15 protein-coding genes are annotated in these 19,810 nt (G+C 64.4%); 6 read left to right on the plus strand and 9 right to left on the minus strand.

The genetic code is table 11. The features are described from left to right. Nucleotides 1-59: 59 nt before the first annotated feature. The 4 genes from BBA01S_RS41340 to BBA01S_RS14715 form a co-directional block, all read right to left on the minus strand. Nucleotides 60-1,622, minus strand: coding sequence for an efflux transporter outer membrane subunit (locus BBA01S_RS41340; protein WP_042297214.1), 1,563 nt, complete (start codon nt 1,620-1,622; stop codon nt 60-62). A gap of 42 nt (nt 1,623-1,664) precedes the next feature. After that, entirely contained in the window at nt 1,665-4,850 is a 3,186-nt protein-coding gene (locus tag BBA01S_RS14705) for an efflux RND transporter permease subunit (RefSeq protein ID WP_027817117.1), read from the minus strand. Nucleotides 4,851-4,945: 95 nt separating this feature from the next. Beyond that, the gene (locus BBA01S_RS14710; protein ID WP_027817118.1) at nt 4,946-6,166 is read right to left on the minus strand and encodes an efflux RND transporter periplasmic adaptor subunit; all 1,221 of its coding nucleotides are present in this window, start codon (nt 6,164-6,166) and stop codon (nt 4,946-4,948) included. A gap of 66 nt (nt 6,167-6,232) precedes the next feature. Further along, a complete protein-coding gene (locus tag BBA01S_RS14715; RefSeq protein ID WP_084162165.1) occupies nt 6,233-7,207 on the minus strand; it encodes an alpha/beta hydrolase in 975 nt (324 codons plus the stop codon). A gap of 188 nt (nt 7,208-7,395) precedes the next feature. Here BBA01S_RS14715 and BBA01S_RS14720 point away from each other — a divergent pair, with 188 nt between their 5' ends. Together BBA01S_RS14720 and BBA01S_RS14725 are read left to right on the plus strand one after the other, a co-directional pair. Next, on the plus strand, nt 7,396-8,400 hold the full coding sequence (locus BBA01S_RS14720) for a LysR family transcriptional regulator (protein ID WP_027817120.1): 1,005 nt from the start codon (nt 7,396-7,398) through the stop codon (nt 8,398-8,400). Nucleotides 8,401-8,649: 249 nt separating this feature from the next. Next, a complete protein-coding gene (locus BBA01S_RS14725; RefSeq protein WP_027817121.1) occupies nt 8,650-9,012 on the plus strand; it encodes a DUF4148 domain-containing protein in 363 nt (120 codons plus the stop codon). Nucleotides 9,013-9,210: 198 nt separating this feature from the next. On the opposite strand, the gene BBA01S_RS14730 is transcribed toward BBA01S_RS14725, so the two are convergent. The 5 genes from BBA01S_RS14730 to BBA01S_RS14750 all read right to left on the minus strand — a co-directional run bounded on the left by BBA01S_RS14730 (nt 9,211) and on the right by BBA01S_RS14750 (nt 15,269). Next, the gene (locus tag BBA01S_RS14730) at nt 9,211-10,116 is read right to left on the minus strand and encodes a cation diffusion facilitator family transporter (protein ID WP_027817122.1); all 906 of its coding nucleotides are present in this window, start codon (nt 10,114-10,116) and stop codon (nt 9,211-9,213) included. Next, nucleotides 10,113-11,180 carry a selenide, water dikinase SelD gene (gene selD, locus BBA01S_RS14735; protein WP_027817123.1) on the minus strand — a complete coding sequence of 356 codons (1,068 nt, stop codon included), beginning with the start codon at nt 11,178-11,180 and terminating at the stop codon, nt 10,113-10,115. The genes BBA01S_RS14730 and selD overlap by 4 nt, the downstream gene beginning before the upstream one ends. A gap of 217 nt (nt 11,181-11,397) precedes the next feature. Next, complete coding sequence (locus tag BBA01S_RS41345) at nt 11,398-13,041, minus strand: YadA family autotransporter adhesin (RefSeq protein WP_084162167.1); 1,644 nt, start codon at nt 13,039-13,041, stop codon at nt 11,398-11,400. A gap of 420 nt (nt 13,042-13,461) precedes the next feature. Then, a complete protein-coding gene (locus BBA01S_RS41350; protein ID WP_042297155.1) occupies nt 13,462-14,229 on the minus strand; it encodes an alpha/beta fold hydrolase in 768 nt (255 codons plus the stop codon). Beyond that, entirely contained in the window at nt 14,226-15,269 is a 1,044-nt protein-coding gene (locus BBA01S_RS14750; protein ID WP_027817124.1) for a M14 family zinc carboxypeptidase, read from the minus strand. The genes BBA01S_RS41350 and BBA01S_RS14750 overlap by 4 nt, the downstream gene beginning before the upstream one ends. Before the next feature lie 301 nt (nt 15,270-15,570). Between BBA01S_RS14750 and phnC the strand changes: the two genes are divergently transcribed. The 4 genes from phnC to BBA01S_RS14775 all read left to right on the plus strand — a co-directional run bounded on the left by phnC (nt 15,571) and on the right by BBA01S_RS14775 (nt 19,346). Beyond that, entirely contained in the window at nt 15,571-16,425 is an 855-nt protein-coding gene (phnC, locus tag BBA01S_RS14755) for a phosphonate ABC transporter ATP-binding protein (RefSeq protein ID WP_174479170.1), read from the plus strand. A gap of 67 nt (nt 16,426-16,492) precedes the next feature. After that, on the plus strand, nt 16,493-17,479 hold the full coding sequence (phnD, locus tag BBA01S_RS14760) for a phosphonate ABC transporter substrate-binding protein (protein WP_027817126.1): 987 nt from the start codon (nt 16,493-16,495) through the stop codon (nt 17,477-17,479). 8 nt (nt 17,480-17,487) lie between these two features. Continuing rightward, nucleotides 17,488-18,294, plus strand: a complete 807-nt coding sequence (gene phnE / locus BBA01S_RS14765; RefSeq protein ID WP_245641500.1) for a phosphonate ABC transporter, permease protein PhnE — start codon at nt 17,488-17,490, stop codon at nt 18,292-18,294. Nucleotides 18,295-18,509: 215 nt separating this feature from the next. Beyond that, entirely contained in the window at nt 18,510-19,346 is an 837-nt protein-coding gene (locus BBA01S_RS14775; RefSeq protein WP_027817128.1) for an EamA family transporter, read from the plus strand. The last annotated feature ends 464 nt before the right edge of the window (nt 19,347-19,810 follow it).

Raw genomic sequence — 19,810 nt, forward strand, 5'->3', positions numbered from 1 at the left:
GGCATACCGGCCAGCCGCGAAGGCACAGCAACGCAGCGATTAGCGATCGCTTATCGCACTTACCGCGACGCGAGCGGTGCAGGCGGCGGCGCGCCGTCCGGCTGCGCGGCGGGCTTCGCATCGCCCCAGCCGCCGCCCAGCGCGCGGATCAGGTTGACCGTCGCCACGGCCTGCGAGCCTTCCAGGTGGCTTGCCTGCAACTGCGAGACCAGCACCGAGCGTTCGCTATCGATCACGTTCAGGTAGCTCACCTCGCCCTCCTCGTACTGCGTGCGCGAGAGATGCGCCGCGCGCTGCGACGCGTTCACGGCATCGTTCTGCTCGCGGATCTGGTCGTCGAGCAGGCGCAGATCGGAGAGGTTGTCCTCGACTTCGCGGAACGCCACCAGCACCTGCTGGCGATACTGCGCGACATCCTCGTCGTACTTCGCACGCGCCTGGGCGAGGTTGGCCTTGCGGCGGCCGCCGTCGAACAGCGGCACCGTGAGCGCCGTGCCCGCGAGCGGCCCGAGGAAGAACGCGCGGCTCGACCACATGAACAGGTCGCCCAGGGTCGTCGACTCGTAGCCGAACGCGCCCGTGATATCGAGCTTCGGGAAGAACGCCGATTTCGCGAGACCCACGCGCGCGTTCGCGGCGGCCATCGCGCGCTCGGCGGCGGCGATGTCGGGGCGGCGTTCGAGCAGTGTCGACGGCAGACCTGCCGGCACGCGCGCCGTCACCGGCACGAGCGGCGTCTGCGCGAACGTAAAGTCCGCAGGCGCCTTGCCGAGCAGGATCGCCAGGCTATGTTCCGAAGCCGCGCGCTGACGCGCCACGCCCACGGCATCGGCGCGCGCACTCGCGAGTTCGTTGCGCGCCTGGGAAACGTCCAGCTCGCTGATATCGCCTTCCTTGAAGCGGCGCTCGACGAGCTTGAGCGCGTCCTCGCGCAGCGTCACAGTGCGGCGGTACAAATCGATATCGCTATCGAACTGGCGCAACTGGAAGTAGTTCTGCGCGACATCGGCCTGAAGCGACAACTGCACGGAACGGAACAGCGCTTCGCTTTGCTGCGCGTCCGAACGCGCCGCATTCACGTTCGAGCTGACACGGCCGAACAGATCCGCCTCGTAGCTCGCCGTGCCCTGCGCACGCCAGAGCGTCTGCGTCGGCACCTGGGTGTTCTGCGGCAGATACTGCGAAGCCGGCGAAGCGTGCTCGTAGGTCGGCCCAAAGCCCGCATCGATCGACGGGAACCACGACGCACGCGCCGCCTGCGTCACGGCGCGCGCCTGCTGCACGCGCGCGGCGGCCGCCTTCAGGTCCTGGTTGGCGGCCTGCGCCTGATCTTCGAGCTGATTGAGCGTCGGGTCGCCGAACACCGTCCACCACTGGCCGCGGTGCGCGTCGTCGGCGGGCTGCGCGGCCGTCCACGAACCGGTGTCGTGCGGGCCGAGCGGCTGGTCGGCCTGTGCCTGGCCCGACGTCTGGCCCTGCGTTTGCAGGGGCGCTTCCTTGTAGGCCTTCGGCACGCCCGCGTCGGGCACCTTGTAGGTCGGCTCGACCGAGCACGCCGCGAGCCATGCGAACAGCGCCACGCCCAGCGCGAGACGCGTGCGCCGCCACAACGGGCTGTTCATGCTTTGCGAGAATGAATAGTTAGTCATCTTGATCATCCCTTCTTACGCATCCACCGTGCTTGCCGGATGACGTGCATTGTTCTTCTGCGCGACGTGGATCTTGCCGCCCGCGAGCGTGCGCAGCACCACGTAGAACACCGGCGTGAGCAGCAGGCCGAATGCGGTCACGCCCAGCATGCCGAAGAACACCGCAATGCCCATCGCGTGACGCATTTCCGAACCCGCGCCCGACGACAGCACGAGCGGCACCACACCCATGATGAAGGCGATCGACGTCATCAGAATCGGACGCAGACGCAGACGGCTCGCCTCGATCGCCGCCGACAGCGGCGTATGGCCGTCATGCTCCAGTTCACGCGCGAATTCCACGATCAGGATGGCGTTCTTGGAAGCCAGCCCCACCAGCACCATCAAGCCGATCTGCGTGAAGATGTTGTTGTCGCCCTGCGTGAGCCACACGCCGGTCAGCGCGCACAGCACGCTCATCGGCACGATCAGGATCACCGCGAGCGGCAGCGTCAGGCTTTCGTACAGCGCAGCCAGCACGAGGAACACCAGCAACACGCTGATCGGGAACACCCACACGCCGGCATTGCCCGCGAGCACCTGCTGATACGTGAGGTCAGTCCATTCGAACTTCACGCCGCGCGGCAGCACTTCAGCCGCGATACGTTCCGCCGCCGCCTGCGCCTGGCCCGACGAGTAACCCGGTGCGGGGCCGCCGTTGATGTCGGCTGCGGTGTAGCCGTTGTAACGCACCACCATTTCGGGGCCGTACGTGGGCGAGACCGTCACGAGCGACGAGAGCGGCACCATGTCGCCTGCAGCGTTGCGCGTCTTCAATTGCAGGATGTCGTCGGCCTTCTGGCGGAACGGCGCATCGGCCTGCACGCGCACCTGGTAGACGCGCCCGAAGCGGTTGAAGTCGTTCACATAGAGCGAGCCGAGGTAAATCTGCATCGTGTCGAACACGTCCGTCACCGGCACGCCAAGCTGCTTGGCCTTGGTGCGGTCGAGATCGACATTGAGCTGCGGCACGTTGATCTGATAGTTCGAGAACGTCGGCCCCAGTTCCTTCGTCTGCGACGCGCGCTTCACGAAGTCCTGGGTCGCGCGGTTGAGCTCCTCGTAGCCGAGCGCACCGTGATCCTCCAGTTGCATCTTGAAGCCGCCGAGCGTACCGAGACCGAGCACCGGCGGCGGCGGGAACACGGCGATAAACGAGTCCTTGATCGCGCCGTACTGCTGGTTCAGCGCGCCCGCAATCGCTCCCGCCGACAGCGCCTTGCCCTTGCGCTCCTTGAACGGCTTGAGCGTGACGAACACAATGCCCGCGCTCGAACTATTCGTGAAGCCGTTCACCGAAAGACCCGGGAACGCCACGGCGCTTTCCACGCCAGGCTGCTTGAGCGCGATCGCGCTCATCTCGCGGATCACGGTTTCCGTGCGGTCGAGCGATGCGCCGTTGGGCAACTGCGTGAAGGCGATCAGATACTCCTTGTCCTGCGCGGGCACGAAGCCGCCCGGCACGATGCGCCCCATCAACACCGTCGCGCCCAGCAGCACGACATAGACCACGAGCATTGCGCCCTTGCGGCGCAGCACGCCGTTCACGCCGCGCCCGTAGCTTTCCGAGCCGCGGTGGAAGACCTTGTTGAAGCGCTTGAAAAAGCCGCCCAGCACACGGTTCATGCCACGCGTGAGCCAGTCCTCCTTCGCATCGTGACCGCGCAGCAAGAGCGCCGACAAGGCAGGCGAAAGCGTGAGCGAATTGAACGCCGAGATCACCGTCGAAATGGCGATGGTCATGGCGAACTGCTTGTAGAACTGACCCGTGAGGCCGCTCATGAACGCGAGCGGCACGAACACGGCCACGAGCGTGAGCGCGATGGCGATAATCGGCCCGCTCACTTCCTGCATGGCTTTATACGTCGCATCGCGCGCGGACAAACCGCTTGCGATATTGCGCTCGACGTTTTCCACCACCACGATCGCATCGTCCACCACGATGCCGATTGCGAGCACCATGCCGAACAGCGACAGCGCATTGATCGAGAACCCGAACGCCAGCAACAGCGAGAACGTCCCGACGATCGACACCGGCACAGCGATCAGCGGAATGATCGACGCGCGCCACGTTTGCAGGAACACGATCACCACGATCACGACCAGTGCAATCGCTTCGAGCAGCGTGTGAATCACCGCCTCGATACTGGAGCGCACGAACTGCGTCGGGTCATAGACGATCTTGTAGTCCACGCCTGCGGGCATGTCCTGCTTGAGGTCTTTCATCGCCGCGCGAACCTGCTCCGAGATCGCGAGCGAGTTCGCACCCGGCGCCTGGTTGATCGCGAGCGCCACGGCGGGCTTGTTATCGAGCAGCGAACGCAGGCCATATTCCGAAGCCGCGAGTTCGATCCGCGCGATATCGCGCAGGTAGGTCACGCCGCCGTCGGCATTGGTCTTGACGATGATGTCGCCGAATTCGCTTTCCGTACGCAGACGGCCGCGCGCGTTCACGTTCAGCTGCAACGGCGTGCCAGGCACGCTAGGCGATGCGCCGATCACACCGGCCGCCACCTGCACGTTCTGCTCGCGAATCGCGTTGACCACGTCCTGCGCGGTGAGATTGCGCTGCGCCACTTTCTGCGGGTCGAGCCATACGCGCATGGCGTAGTCGCCCGAACCCCACAACTGCACCTCGCCCACGCCCTGGATGTTGGACAGGCGATCCTTGACGTTGAGCAGCGCATAGTTGCGCAGATACGTCATGTCGTACTGATTGTTCGGCGAGATCAGGTGCACCACCATCGTGAGCGTCGGCGAGCTCTTGATGGTCGTGATGCCCAGACGCTGCACGTCTTCTGGCAGACGCGGCAACGCCTGGTTCACGCGGTTCTGCACGAGCTGCGTGGCCTTGTCCGGGTCGGTGCCCAGACGGAACGTGACGGTGAGCGTGAGATTGCCGTCGCTATTGGCCTGCGACTGCATGTACAGCATGTTCTCGACGCCGTTGATCTGCTCTTCGAGCGGCGCGGCCACCGCTTCGGCGATCACCTTCGGGTTCGCGCCAGGATATTGCGCGTGGACGACCACCGAGGGCGGCACGACCTCGGGGTACTCGGAGATCGGCAACTGGAACAGCGCGATCACGCCGGCCAGCAGGATCAGCACGGACAGCACGCCCGCGAAGATCGGCCGGTCGATGAAGAATTTCGATATGTTCATGGGTCGCTCTTTGATTCGGATGACTAACTGGATGCGAGGATCGCGCAGGCTGCGCACTTCGCCCTGCGACTACGCTGCCTGCGAAACGCCGCGCTTCAGGAAGTCTTTGCGTCCTTGGCCTGAGGCTGCGTCGCCATGGCCGACGCGGCGTTGCCGTCGGGGTCGCCGTTCATCGGCACCATATGCGAGCGCACGGCCTCGCCCGGACGCACGCGCTGCGTGCCGTTCACCACGACGTGGTCGCCCGCCTGCAGGCCGTCCACGATCACGCGCAGGTTGCCCTGCTGGCCCGCGATCTGCACATTGCGATACGCCACCTTGCCCGCGCCGTCGACCACATAGACGTACTTCTTGTCCTGGTCGGTGCCGATGGCCGCTTCGTCGACCAGCAGCGCCGGATGGGGCGCGCTGCCGCTCACCTTGATACGCGCGTAGAGGCCCGGCACCAGCGCGCCGTCAGCGTTATCGAAGCGCGCACGCACGCGGATCGTGCCCGACGAGGTATCGAGCCGGTTATCGACCGATTCGATCGTGCCCTGGCGCGAGTAACCCGTTTCGTTCGCGAGACCCAGGTCCACCGGTACCTTTGAGCCATCCTTCATGCGGCTGATGTAGTCGAGGTAGGTCTGTTCGTCGGCGTCGAATTCCGCGTAGATCGGCGACACGGACACCAGCGTCGTGAGCGGCGGCGCGCTTGCGCCCGCGGACACCACGTTGCCGACGGTGATCTCGGCGCGCGACACGCGGCCCGAAACGGGCGCGACGATGCGCGTGAAGCCCAGGTTGATCTGCGCGGCTTCGAGCGCGGCTTGCGCGGCCTTCAGGTTCGCGCTCGCTTCGCGCGCGGCGTTCTGCTTCTCGTCGTAATCGCGTTTGGCAATGGCGTTATCGCCGATCAGGCGCTGTGCGCGCTCCCAGTCGCTCGTCGCGTAACCCGTGCGCGCCTGCGCGGCGGCCAGTTGCGCGGCGGCCTGGTCGACCGCGGCCTGATACGGGCGCGGATCGATCACGAACAGCGTGTCGCCCTTCTTCACGAGTGCGCCGTCGCGGAAATTCACCGAGACGATCGTGCCCGACACCTGCGGGCGCACATCGACCTTTTCGACAGCCGCGAGACGGCCCGAGTAGGACTGCCAGTCGGTGATATTGCGCTTCACGACGGCAGCGACATCGACTTCGGGCGCGGGCGGCGCTTCGGCGGCCACGGCGGTGTGGGTGTCCAGGCGCATCGCGCCCACGGTGCCGAGGCCCGCGACGACGAGTACAGCGGCCACCGATAGCGCTATGCGCGTACGGGATTGCGAGTTGAGTGACATGGCGGGCTCCAGAATAGTGAGTGGTTTTTGTTTGTTAATGTCGATCTTGGGCGCGCGCGGCATCCGCTAGGCAGGCGTGCCGGCTTCGAAACAGCAGCGGAAAAAGCGCACGGCTTCGGCAAGCGCTTCCGGATGCGCGCCAATCTGCGCGTGCGAGACGCTGGGGTAACGCACCACATGGGTGCGTACACCGGCTTCGATCAGGCGCGTGGCGTACTTTTCCGCTTCGATATGCAGTACGTCGTTTTGTGCGGTGACGATGAACGTGGGCGGCAGTCCCGCCAGACGCGTGCATTCCAGCGGCGCGGCATAAGGGTGCATGCGCTGCGCCGCTTCGGGCAGGTACGCGCGATAGCAGGCCGCGCATTCGCTCGCGGAAATATCGGAAGCGAGGCGCGCTTCGTCGCCCAGGCGCGTGAGGCTCGGGTCGAGCATCGGCGCGAACAATGCTTGCGCCGCGAGTTTTACGTCGCCGCGATCGCGTCCGATAAATGCGAGCACATTGGCGATCTGGCCGCCCGCGTCGTGCCCTGCCGCGACAATGCGCTTCGTACTGCCGCCAAAAGCGCGCGCGCGGGTGAGCACCCAGAGCGCCGCGCGATGTGCGTCTTCAGGCGCAGCCGGAAATGGAAACTGCGGTGCGAGCGAATAGCCGACGGAAACGACCAGCGCCGGTAAGCGTTCTGCGAAATAGCGGCTGGCCGATTCGGCGTCGTCGAGCGTGCCGCGCACAAAGCCGCCGCCATGAAAATAAAGCAACACCGGCAGATTGGTCGCGCCCTGCGGACGATAAAGCCGCAATACGATGTCCTGCGCGTGGCCTTCGATCGTCACCTCATTCACGTCGATCGCCGCCTTGGCGCGGGCCTTCGGCGCAGGCGCGGCGGCCAGACGGCGCGCGGCTGGCGCGGCTTCGGGCGTGGCGTCGGGAACAACTGCCGGAACAACCGCCGGGGCAACTGCGGGCGCAGCATCGGCCGCGACCTCCGGCAAAGCCAGATCGGCAAGATTCCACTGCGTCGAACGTTTAAATGCATCCATATCGAAACGGCGCAAAGCGCGAAAGTAAATTCGAATGGTGCGAATTGTGGGTTCGGCAGACTTGCAAATAAATGCCTATAATCCGGCAACACAATTCGGCGCACCTGAACAATGTGTTTCCTTTAGTCGCCCGCCGCGCTTCAGTGAGCGCCGCGCGGCGTGCGCCCGAAGTCTTTCGGAGAGTGGCAATGGACCGCCTTCAGGCCATGCAGGTGTTCACCCGCGTCGTGGACACCAACAGCTTCACCCGCGCCGCGGAAACGCTCGACATGCCGCGCGCGTCGGTCACGACGATCATCCAGAATCTCGAAGCGTTTCTTGGCGTGCGCCTCATGCACCGCACGACGCGTCGCCTCTCGCTCACGCCGGACGGTGCGGCGTATTACGAGCGCTGCGTGCGCATTCTTGCGGACGTCGAAGAAACCGAGACCACATTCCAGGACCGCAACCGCAAGCCGCACGGCAAGCTGCGTATCGACATGCCCGGTTCGATCGGGCGGCTGATCGTGATTCCGTCGCTGTGCGAATTCCACACGCGCTACCCGGATATCGATTTGCAACTGGGTTTGACCGACCGCCCCGTCGACCTGCTGCAGGAAGGCGTGGATTGCGTGGTGCGAGTGGGCGCGCTGCAGGATTCGTCGCTGGTCGCGCGCCGCATTGGCCTGTTCGAAGGCGTCTCGTGCGCGTCGCCCGCGTATCTGGAGCGTCACGGTACGCCGGGCACGCTTGAAGAACTGGCCGAGCATCGCGCCGTGAATTACTTCTCCAGCCGCACGGGCCGCGTGATCGACTGGGCGTTCCTCGTCGATGGCAAGGAAGTCGAGGTCAAGCTCAAGAGCATGGTGTCCGTGAATGATGCGGACGCCTATGTGACCTGCGGCGTCGAAGGTTTCGGCCTGATTCAGGCGCCGCGCTACATGGTGCTGCCGCACCTGAAATCGGGCGAACTCGTCGAGGTGCTGCCCGACTTCAAGCCGCTGCCGATGCCGATTTCGGCGGTGTATCCGCATAGCCGCCATCTGTCGCCGAAAGTGCGCGTATTCGTGGACTGGATCGCGGAAGTGTTCGACCGTTGCCCGCTGCTTTCGGGCCGCGGGTCGCTCGACAAGACCTGCACGCTGCGCACGCTGGAAGAGCGCGAATCCGCGCCGAACCTGGAAACGCCGGTGATTACGGAGTGGGCGGCTTAAAGCGGTTTTCGTCTGTTTCGAAGCTTATCGCGGGGTTCTGGCCCCGCTGGATCGCGCGCCGGGCAAGGACTTGCTGGCGCGCGATTTTCTTTGGCGCAGCGCTTGAAAGCCGATTGTTCCGGAATTTCGACAATTCCTTTCGTGTTCCAGCCGTTTATCGCGCGCGCCCATTTGCCTACATTTGCACCTGTCGCCACGACGCCCGATTCAAGCACCAGCGCTCGCGGCACTACAACACAGGAGCAGATCATGAAACGCACTCTCGCAAGCACCCTCGGCGCCACGCTAATCGTCACGCTCGCTGCCAGCGCATCGGCCTTCGCAGGCGGCATTGGACGCGCTGGGACGTATGGGCCGCAAAGCGACACGCAAGCCGCCGCGCAAACCACGGCGCAAGTCGAAAGTGTGCAAGCCGTCGACAACAGTGCACCGAAGACGCGTGCGCAGGTGAAGGCGGAAATCGTCGAAGCGTATCGCAACGGCACGCTGCCCGCGCTCAACAAGACCAGCTACCCCGATCAAAGCCTGATTGGCCGCACGCAGGCGCAACGCATCGCGCTGCAGGAAAGCCGCGCCAACGACACGACGCGCATTGCGCGCGCCGGCGAATAACAGCGCCGCGCCCAATCAGTTTCATCAATCACTTCGATAAGGATGCCAAATCATGATTCCGCAATCGTCTGAACTCGACAACTGGGACAACACCACGCCGGTGTGGACGCCGTTCCGCCATTAAGCGCCAGCAATTGACAAGGCCCGGCAGTCTCGCGACTGCCGGGCCTTGTCGTCATGCGCGGATCGCGCGAAATTTCAGCGGTTCACGAAGTCCGGCTCGAAAAACACCCAGCGCACCACGGGAAAGCGAGCCTGCAAATCGGCTTCGATCTCGTTGATCGCTTCGACCATCGTGCGGCTGTGCTCGTAGTCGAGCATTTCGCACTGCACCGCCACCATCACCTCCTTGCCCCATTGCAGGGTAATGAGGCTGATGATGCTGCGAATCTCGGGACGCGCGCGCAAATAGGCCTCGATAGCGCGGCGCATTTCCGGGCTCGCGGATTCGCCCACGATCATCGACTGCACTTCGCGCGCGATGAACCAGGCGATCAGCATGAGCAGCACGCCGATCGCGATGGAGCCGCACGCGTCCCACACGGGATTGCCCGTGATCACCGTGAGCAGCACCGCGGCAAAGGCGATCGCAAGGCCTGCCAGCGCGGCGATATCTTCGCCCGCCACGACCAGCAGGTCGGAGTCGCGTGTCTCGCGCGCCCAGCGCCACAGGGACTTGGTCGGCGAGCCCTTGCGGATTTCCTTCATCGCGCCGTAAAGCGAAAACGCTTCGAGCGCCACGGAAATCCCCAGCACGCCCAGCGCGACGTACACGTATTGCAGCGGCTCGCGCAGGATCAGCCGATGAATGCCCTCGTACACCGAAAACGCGCCGCCCACGAAAAACAACAGCAGCGCCACCAGCAGCGAATAGAAGTTGATCGCGCGGCCCGTGCCCATCGGGTGCAGCGGCGTGGGCGCCTCGCGCGACTCGCGCAGGCCGAACAGCAGCAGCAATTGATTGCCGCAGTCGGCGGTGGAGTGGATCGCCTCGGCGAACATCGAGCCGGAACCCGTGAACGCCGCCGCCGCGAATTTGCAGACCGCAATGCCGGCGTTGGCTGCGAGGGCGTAAAAAATCGCTTTCGGGGATTCTCCGCTCATACGACCTCGACGCGCGCGGGGCCTTCGACGAGCTCGCCGATCACGCATGCCGACGTGAAACCGTCGGCCTGGAACAGCGCGAGCACGGCATCGACCTCTTCCGGCGCACAGGCGACCAGCAGGCCACCCGACGTTTGCGGGTCGGTCAGCAGCGTGCGCGCCGTTTCTGGCAGATGCGGCGCAAGCGTCACGCCGTTGCCATACGAAGCCCAGTTGCGGCCCGACGCGCCGGTGTAGACCCCCTGCTCGACGAAGGCTTCCACGCCCGGCAGCCAGGGCAGGTCGGCGTAATGCACGCGCGCCGTGAGGCCCGCACCGCGTGCGATTTCGAGCGTATGGCCCAGCAGGCCGAAGCCGGTCACGTCGGTCATCGCGTGCACGCCATCGCGCTCGCCCAGCGGCGCGCCCGGCTTGTTGAGCATCGTGGCGGCATCGACCATCGCCTGATAGCCCGCGGCGTCGAGCAGGTCTTTCTTGAGCGCGGCGGACAGCACGCCCACGCCCAGCGGCTTGCCGAGCACGAGCACGTCGCCCGCGCGTGCGGAGGCGTTGCGCTTGACGCGTTCGGGATGCACGATGCCCAGCGCCGCCAGGCCGTAGATCGGCTCGACCGAGTCGATCGAGTGGCCGCCCGCGACGGGAATGCCGGCCGCCGCGCAGACGTCCTCGCCGCCGCGCAGCACCTGCGCGATCACGTCGTGCGGCAGCACGTTGATCGGCATGCCGACCAGCGCGAGGGCGAGGATGGGCTTGCCGCCCATCGCGTAGACGTCCGAGAGCGCGTTGGTGGCGGCGATGCGGCCGAAGTCGTACGGGTCGTCGACGATCGGCATGAAGAAGTCAGTGGTCGCGACGATGGCCTGCTCGTCGTTGAGCTTGTAGACGGCGGCGTCGTCGGCAGTCTCGGTGCCGACCAGCAGGTTCGGGAAGGCGGCAGTGAGCGGCGTGGTGCGCGCGAGCAGCGCGGACAGCACACCCGGCGCGATCTTGCAGCCGCAGCCGCCGCCGTGCGAGAGGCTCGTGAGGCGCGGCACGGCGGCGCCAGTGGGGGAACTGTCGTTCATAGCGGTATCGGGAGAGTGCCCTGGTAGGGCTGGCTGAAAAAAACGTCCCCTATTATGGAGCAATCGCCCATTGGGCGAATCGCAGTGGGCGCGGGTCGGCCGCCCGCTGCGCAGGCTCGCGCAGGGCCCATGAAAAAGAGCCCGGCAGTCTTCCGACTGCCGGGCCCCCAAACGAAAGGCACTGGCGATCCAGCGCCCTTCAGCTACCCCCGTAGCATTACCACTGATAGCCCGCTCCCACGGTGACGCCGGTGTTGCCCTGCGAGCTGGAGCTCGCAGCGAGCTTGCCGACCCACTTGTTGTTCTCGGTGACATAGGAGACGCCGAGCGCCGCGCCGGTCTGGCCACCGATACGCGAGGCGCCAGCGGCGACCATCGTCTTGCCCGGCTGCGTCGGCTGCGGCAGGCCCGCCACCGCCATGGCCGCCGCAGCAGCACCGAACGCGGCCTTCTGGACGTCGCTGACCTGCTTCTGCACGCCCGCGATACGCGAGTCCACGTAGCCCTGCGATTGCGACGTCGCCGCGTTGAGCTGGTCGACGTTCACCGCATCGGTGCCGGCCGTGCCGGCGGCCACGTTGGTGACCTGGCGCTCGCTGCCAGCCGCGCCCACCGACACCGTGTTGTCGCGATCGGCGACCGAGCCTGCGCCCAGCGCAACCGAGTTCGCGCCGCTCGCGCTGGCATTGGCGCCCAGTGCCGTCGCCTGGTTGCCGCTCGCCACGGCGTTCGGGCCCACGGCCGTTGCGTGCGTGCCGCTGGCCACCGCGCCTTCCGTCGCACGGTCGCCGTTGGCGGCAAGGAACGGGTTGGCCGCGTTGGCGGCCTCCTGCGAAACAGCCGCGATGGCGTCGTTCATCTGGCCGACGTTGACAGCGTCGGTGTCGGCCGTGCCGGCCGCCACGTTGTGCAACGCGACTGGCGTGGTCGCGCCCACGCCACCCAGCGTGACCGAATCGTGCGCCGACGAATCGTACGAAACCGCATTGGCCATCTGGCCGCCGAGATTCGAGACGTTGGTCTGCAGGTCAGCGATATCGCTCGTGTTTTGCGCGACTTGCTGGTTCGTTGCGTAGAGCTGCGAACCATTCACGGCGTCGGTGCTGACGGCGCTCAGGACGCCCGCTGCCACGTTATGCAGGGCGACCGGCGTGGTCGCGCCGACACCCCCGAACGTGACCGAATCATGCGCCGACGAGTCGTACAGCACGGCATCGGCCATCTGGCCTTGCAGGTTGCTGATCGCGTCCGTATTGGCCGTCGTGCGGCCGTCGAGGTTCGAGAACGCGTCACCGGCGTTGCTGAACGTCTGGCCACCCACCGCGTATTGCGGCGCCGAAACCGAACCGTCTGCGTTCACCGACGAACCGCCGCCCAGTGCGCTCGCGGTCGAGCTGGCGAGGCTGTAAAGCTGCGAGCCGTTGATCGCCTGCACACTGGAAACGTTGACCGCACCCGGTGCGACGCCGGACAGCAGGACGTTGCCGCTCACTGCCTTCATGGTGAGCGCCGCGACGCCATCCGGAGACATCGTGATGGTGCCCTTGTTCGCGTTAAGGTCGATCTGCGTGCCGCCCGCATAGATCTGCGTGGCGTTCTGCGAACCCTGAACCGTTCCATCGAGCCAGCCCGGGCCGCTGCAGCCCGAGGCCCCGCTCGCGCTGACGTTGTCGACAAAGGTGGTGCCGTTGGTATTGGTCATGCAGACGCCCGCAGCCGTTGCAACGCCAGGCGTAGCGAGCCAACCCAGGGCAATGCCGAGCGGCAGCAGCGCGGCCTTCAGGGCATTCGCCTTACTCGCGCGCGCCGACTTGCGGTGCCGTGCGACCTGGTTCTGCATCTCGCGTCGATTCAGTTTCATTCGTTGTCCGTATTAATATTAAGTGCTTGAAACACCACCTCCTTTCCTGAGGCAGGTTTTCAATGAGATTGATAAAAAAGATAGGCCTTGTTGAAGTGGATCCTGCTGCTCTCCAGCTTCACCCATTCAATCCAGCAGGCGAATTGGCAAGTATTTAACGGATCGACACTTCAACCGGAATCGTAGTCAGGCGCTCGAACCGTTGATATCGGAATCTTTCGAAAATTACGGCACGGCCAGTTCAGACGTTTTCTCGCGACACGAAACCTCCCTGTCGCTCCGCGACTGCCGACTCCCCCTCAGGCCTGAGCATTGTCACGAGTGGGCTTCGTTTCCTGAATCGGATAACTTCGATTCAGGAAACGCCATTCAGGAATTCAATTGAGGCGGAAATAAAGAGAGGCATCCTGACCAGGCAGATCAGTCGATGGACGCCTTCGCGTGCGGCATCTCGCAAATTGCGTCGAGCAGCCAGTGCGGATCGTCGTGCGGCAAGTCGTGCCCCGCCCAGCCATGCACGGCATGCGGCGCGCCCCATGCTTGCGCGAGACGCGCCGAGCACACCGGATTCACGAGCCGGTCGCTGGTCGACGACAACACGAGGGTCGGGCAGCGCGGCACGCCCGTCGCGGTGTAACGCGCAGCGGCCAGCAACTGGCGTATGGCGTTGGCGCGGCTCACCGGCGCGCTCGCGCGGATCGCACGCCAGGCGTCCAGATCGGCGGCGAGCGTGTCGCGGCGCGCGCAGGTGCGGCGATGAATGGCGGCCTCGGCAACCACGTTCCCGGCGCGCGCTTGCCAATGCCAGGCGGCGCGCAGCAGCGCGGGCCATGCAGCCGGCCGCAGGCGCTCGTAGAAGCGGCTATAGGGCCGCATGCTCGTGTTGATGAGCACGAGTTGTGCAAGCTCGTCGGGAAAGCGCTGCGCCCAGGCCGTCGCGACCATGCCGCCCAGCGACATCGCCAGCACCTTGTACGGCGCCCGCGCGCCGAGCCGCTGTACTTCGGCGCGCACCGCGTCCACGTATTCCTCGACGGCCAGCGGCGAGCGTATGGGCGCGAGCGTGCCGTTGCCCGGCAGATCGACCGGCAGCACCTGGCCGCAACGCTCAGCGAGCAGCGGCGCGAATTCACCCCAGTGGCGCGACTCGCGCGTGAGGCCGCGCAGCAGGATCCATGGCGCACTCATGAGCCGGGCGCGCGTGGGTTCTGGTACCAATGCCCGATCGCGCTTTGCAGCACCTGCTGGCGCGCGATGCCCTCAGGCAGCCAGCGCGCCGAGGAAAACGCCGCGCGGGTGAGGAAATCGAACAGGTTCGCGTGGCGACGCAGCACGCGCGCCGTGCGGTGCTGCATCACCGGGTTGAACATGCCCTGGCGCGAGAACAACTGGCGCGGATTCTTCTTGATCCACAGCCACGAGCCCAGTTCGAGCGTGAGCGGCAGGAACACATTGTTCGCGGGCGCGCGGTCGTAAGCGCAGTCCCAGAGGTCGCCGTGCAGCAGGTATTGATGGCTCTGCGGCTCGAAGGCGTAGCCGTGATGGGGATGCGCGCGCTCGAACATGGTCTTGAGCACGTACATCTCGGGCAGGTTGCGCATGAGCTGTCGCGTGCGGGCGTAGGGGAACCAGATGCTGTCGCGCCAGCCGTAGCCCGAGTGGCAATCGAGCGCAAACGAGAGCGGCCGATGCGCGAGCTCCTCGTCGACGATCCTGAGCAGCGCGCTCGCCTCGGTCTCCATCGCCGCGCCGCGCCGCCCGCGATACCAGGGCAGCCACGAGCCGACCCGCTGCCCTCCGGCAAGGAACGGCACGCGTTCGTCGGCGTCCTGCGGGGCATTGCGCATGAGGTCGACGCCGTTCGGGTTGGCGCGGGTAGCAAGCCACATGCCGCCTGGGTTGACGATCGGCATCATCACGAGCCGCACCGATTCGAGCTGGCGCATCAGCAGTTCGTCCCAGGAGAGACGGCCCACCAGCGCACGCATGTAATCGAGCACGAGTTGCGAGCCGATGCGTTCGAGCCCGTGAATCCCGCCGAAGAAACCGATCGCGGGCGCTGCCGGATCGCGCGAGCCCACGGACGCCACGTAAAGCGAGAACGGCCGCCCACGCACCTCGACATCGCCCGCGCTGCGAATATCGAACCAGCGTGCGCCAGCATCGAGGAGCGTTTTCAGGTCCTCGTATTCCGCGAAGCTGTCGGGTAGGAAGCTCAATGCCTGCATGGCGGCGCGGTTCGTGGGTGTTTTGTGTCGCGTCAGCTCCACAATATATCCGCTTCGCCGTGCATTGGGCGTGACACGTGTGCGACGTCACACAGATGTCATGCATCTGGAAGGAAAGGTGTCATCTCAACGACATTTTTCTGTCGATCCACAGGCTTCCCGCATGGCATCGATGCGTTTCAACATATGTAGTCATCTAGACGTATCGACATCTTCACTCAACCGTCACAGACGCTTCCTAGAATGGCACCGAATCAACCGTGACTCGCGGCGCCATGCCCGACTCATATGACGAATCGGAATGGACGCCACGATGGACGCGATACGTATAGAACGCCTCTCGAAGACCTTTAACGGGGGCGCATCCGCTGCTGGCCGCAAGGCGCTCGATGAAATCAACCTGCGCGTGGGTACGGGCGAAATGGTCGCGCTGATCGGCGCATCGGGCTCGGGCAAGTCCACGTTGCTGCGTCATATCGCCGGTTTCGTGGCCTCCGACCCACAACCTTCGCAGATCGAAATATTGGGCCGGCCGATCCAGCAGAACGGCCGCATCGTGCGCGAAGTGCGCCGCATCCGTCGCGACATCGGCTTCGTGTTCCAGCAGTTCAATCTCGTGCATCGCCTGAGCGTCGAGACCAACGTGCTGATCGGCGCACTCGCTCGCCTGCCACTGTGGCGCCGCCTGACCGGCCGCTTTCCGCGCAGCGAGCGCGAACTGTCGGCGGCAGCGCTCGCGGAAGTGGGCATCGGCGACAAGGCGGCGGAACGCGCAGCGAATCTCTCGGGTGGCCAGCAGCAGCGCGCCGCGCTCGCCCGCGCGCTGGTGCAACGCGCGCGCCTGATCCTCGCCGACGAACCGATCGCCTCGCTCGACCCCGAATCGTCGCGCCGTGTGATGGACATGCTGCGCATGCTCAACCGCAATCACGGCCTCACCGTGGTCGTGTCGCTGCATCAGGTCGATATCGCCATGCAGTATTGCCCGCGCACGGTTGCGTTGCGCGATGGCCGCGTGGTGTACGACGGCCCTTCCGCCGCGCTCACGCCCGCGCTTTTACAACAGCTTTACGGCAGCGCCGCGCGCGAGCTGCTCGAACCCGAAGCTGCCCACGCGGCGACGCAACGCTTCGGCGCGCAGCCGCGCGCTGCCTGAAACGCCGCATTCACCGTTACGTTCAAGCAAACGTTTTCCCTTTCCCACGAACCGGATTGCCTCTCACATGAAACTGCTCCGTTCCATGCTGTCCTGGTGCGCCGCCGGCGCTGTTGCGTTCGCCTCGCTCGGCGCAACGGCCGCTCACGCGGAAGACCTGAACTTCGGCATCATCTCGACCGATTCGTCGGCGGTGCTCAAGCAGCGCTGGCAACCCTTTATCGACGACCTGAACCGCCAGACCGGCCTGCACATCAACGCATTCTTCGCGACCGACTATTCCGGCATCATCGAGGCGATGCGTTTCAACAAGGTGCAGATCGGCTATTTCGGCAATGCATCGGCGATGGAAGCCGTAGACCGCTCGAACGGCGAGATCTTCGCGAAAGTGCTCTACGCCAACGGCGACGCCGGCTACAAATCGGTGCTCATCACCAACGTCAACAGCCGCGTGAAGACGATCGACGACGTCTTCAAGAATCCTAAGGATCTGACGCTGGGCTGGGGCGATCCTAACTCGACCTCGGGCACGCTGATTCCGGGCTACTATCTGTTCGCGCAGCACGGCATTTCCGTGAACGCCACGACCTTCAAGACGGTGCTGCCGTCGAGCCACGAAGCGAACCTGCTCGCTGTGGTCAACAACAAGGTCGATATCGCGACGAATAACACCATCGAACTTTCCACGCTGCAAAAGAAGCATCCGGATCGTTTTGCGCAGGTGCGCGTGCTGTGGACGTCGCCGCTGATTGCGTCCGATCCGCTCGTGTGGCGCAAGGACTTGCCCGAAGCCACCAAGCAGAAACTGCGCGACTTCTTCTATCACTACGCCAAGACCGACCCGCGCGAGAAGGCCGTGATGGCGGCAATTACCGGCTACGCCGGCTTCGCGCCCGCCACCGACGCGCAGTTGCTGCCGATCCGCCAGGTCGCCCTGTTCCAGCAAAAGCAGAAGATCACAGCCGACACGCATCTGTCCGACGACGACCGCAAGAGCCAGATCGCGGCGATCGACGCGAAGATCGGTGCGCTCGACGCCGCCGCCAAACAGTGATGAGCTCGATGGAATTCGAGGCAAAGACGGCGCCCACGCTCTCCGCTGCTGCTGCGCAGGGCAAACGCAGCTGGTCGTCGCTGGCGCTCTGGGCGATCGTGTTCGTACTGCTCGGCGCAGCCTGGCAGGGCGCGGACATGCGCCCGCTCGACCTGCTCGCCGATTCGTCGAACATGGGCACGTTTGCGCGCGGCTTCTTTCCGCCCGACTTCACCGAATGGCGCACCTACGCCCACGAAATGTGGGTAACGGTGGCGGTCGCGCTGTGGGGCACGGTGCTCGCGATCGTCTGTGCGGTGCCGTTCGGGCTGATGTCCGCGCACAATCTCGCGCCGGCGTGGGTGCTACATCCGGTGCGCCGCCTGATGGACGCGTGCCGTGCGATCAACGAGATGGTGTTTGCGATGCTGTTCATCGTGGCGGTGGGGCTCGGGCCGTTCGCGGGCGTGCTGGCGCTGTGGGTGCATACGACAGGCGTACTCGCGAAGCTCTTTGCCGAAGCCGTCGAAGCCATCGATCCGCGTCCCGCCGAGGGCGTGCGGGCGACAGGCGCGACTCCGCTCGATGAAATCATTTACGGCGTGCTGCCTCAGGTGATGCCGCTGTGGATCTCGTATGCGCTGTATCGCTTCGAATCGAATGTGCGATCCGCGATGGTGGTGGGCATGGTGGGCGCGGGTGGAATTGGCGTCGTGCTGTACGAGGAAATCCGCTCGTTCGATTATGCGCAGACTTGTGCGGTGCTCATCATGGTGATTGCCGTCGTGACTGCGATCGACCTGGTTTCCGCGCGTTTGCGTGCGCGTGTGACCTGATTTTTCAAGCTGGTTCAAGCCGATTCAAGCTGGTTCACTCGCGATGCGCGAATTGCATGGCTCATGCCGTGTGGTTCGCGCATTGTCGTTTTTTGGTCAGCATCGGCTTCATTGATGGCGGCGCCGTGCGTTCGCTGGAATAATCGGTCGCTTCCATACGCTTGTGGCCGCAGCTTTTATGTGTGCGGCTTCGTACTCCCCTTCTCTTCCTCCTGATGGCAAGTTTCGTCGTCCTGCTGGTTTTGCTCTCGGCACTCATGCACGCGAGCTGGAATGCCTTCCTTCATCTTTCAGGCGACCGCGTCTGGCTGCTCGGCATGTTTTCGATTCCTTATGTGCTGGTGAGCGCTGTCGGCGTATGTGTGCTGCCGCTGCCTGCGCACGAGGCCTGGCCTTTTATCGTTGCTTCGGCGGTGCTGGAGTTTGCTTATTGTTTTACGCTGGTTCGTGCTTATCGTAGCGGAGACTTCGGGCAGATCTATCCAATCGCGCGTGGGCTCTCTCCGTTGCTCATTTCTGTGGGCGCACTGGTATTTGCACACGAACAATTGCATGCGCTTGCGGCTGCCGGGGTAATGCTCGTTTCGGTCGGCATTATGTCGCTGGCGTTTAGGCGCGGCATGCGGTTTTCTGGGGAAAGCGTGCCTTGGGCTCTCCTTACCGGCCTTTTTATCGCGGTCTATTCGCTTGTCGATGGGATCGGTGCGCGTGTCTCTGGGAATCCGCTTAGCTACATCATGTGGGTTTATCTGCTCTGGAACGTGCCGCAGTTTTTTGTGGTCTGCAAGTTGCGAGGTGGGTTTGGGCAGATGTTTACGTCGAAGGGTAATGCGGTGCGGGGGATGATCGCTGGCGTGCTCGCGCTTTGTGCTTATTGTCTTGTTATCGAGGCGTTCAGGTTTCTGCCCATTGCTACCGTTTCTGCGTTGCGTGAGTTGTCCTCTATTTTTGCTGTGGTTATTGGGTGGCTCTTTATGAAGGAGCATATTAACGCTCGGCGTCTGGCTGCTTGTGTGCTGGTTAGTTTTGGGGCGGTTTTGATTCGGCTTTGATTCGGGTTTGCTTTGCTGGGTTTTCTTTGCTGGATTTTTCTTGGCATTTCCTTGAGTTCGTGTCGGTCTATTAGCGTTGCCCCTGTGCGGGGCGGCACCTACTTTCTTTGCGGCGGCAAAGAAAGTAGGCAAAGAAAGCCGCTCACACCGCCAGTGTGACGCAGTTCACCACTCGCCCACCAGGGGAGTGGTGACTGGGCATTGCTCGCATCACGACCCGTATAACGGATAGGCGGCACCCGCACATCCGGGGGCGCAAGCGCCCCGTTGGGCATAACAAAAACCCTTGGTTTGCAGGCATTTTCGCTCTCGCTGAGGCGATCAGAACCATCGGTTTCCCATGCAGACCCTTCCGTTGCGAGCGCAGCGAGCAACGGGATGTGCGGGCGTCACCACTCTGTTGTACGGCGCGAGAAGCGAGCGCTGCCCAGTCACCACTCCGATCATGAGCGCGTGGTGGACTG

The organism is Paraburkholderia bannensis NBRC 103871, from assembly GCF_000685015.1.
In the GTDB taxonomy this organism is placed as follows: domain Bacteria; phylum Pseudomonadota; class Gammaproteobacteria; order Burkholderiales; family Burkholderiaceae; genus Paraburkholderia; species Paraburkholderia bannensis.